The following is a 642-nucleotide window of genomic DNA, read 5'->3' on the forward strand; positions in this document are numbered from 1 at the left end:
TTCCTTCGGGGGGTGGGTGGGGGAGCCAGGCTCTCGCAGCGTTGCACCAGCAGGCCGGCCAACTGGTCCAGCTGGGCCGCCATGGCCGCGTCGGCCGGGCCGAACAGGCGCACCAGGCCCATGCCGCGCAGGGTGGACATCACGAGATCGATCAGGGCCGGGGTGTCGGGCGAGGCCGACAGCTCGGGAAACACGGTGAGGAAACGCTGGCGGAGCTGGTCCTGCTGCGTCTGGCGCAGGCCGGCAATGTAGTGAGCGATCTCGGGGTCGGCGCCGCAGCCCATGTAGACCTGCCACGCCACCAGAAAACGCTCGGGTTCGTAGATGCGTTGCCACAGCAGTTGCAGCGTCTGCCGGGCGCGCTCGGCCAGAGGAAGCTCGGCCGCCGGCCACCCGGGCGCGTTGTAGTCACTGGCCGCCACCAGCTCGTCCACCACCCGCATCATCAGCACCGCCTTGGTCCCGAAATGGTGCTGGAAAGCGCCCGGCGTGAGGCCCGCGGCCTTGGCCACTTCAAACACCGAAGCGCCCTGGTATCCCTTGTCGCGCACCACCTGGATCGCCGCCTGGATCAGCTGTGCGCGTGTGGCTTCGCTGCGTTCGGCGTGGCGGCCGCCGGTGGGTGCTCGGGTGGGGGCGGGC

The 642-nt window shown here is 70.2% G+C and carries 1 protein-coding gene; it reads right to left on the bottom strand.

All coding sequences use genetic code 11. The features are described from left to right. The coding region (locus B0E41_RS00020) for a TetR/AcrR family transcriptional regulator (RefSeq protein WP_077327307.1) at positions 1 to 642 on the bottom strand (642 nt) is incomplete at both ends.

It is taken from the genome of Hydrogenophaga sp. A37 (assembly GCF_002001205.1).
Taxonomy (GTDB): domain Bacteria; phylum Pseudomonadota; class Gammaproteobacteria; order Burkholderiales; family Burkholderiaceae_C; genus Hydrogenophaga.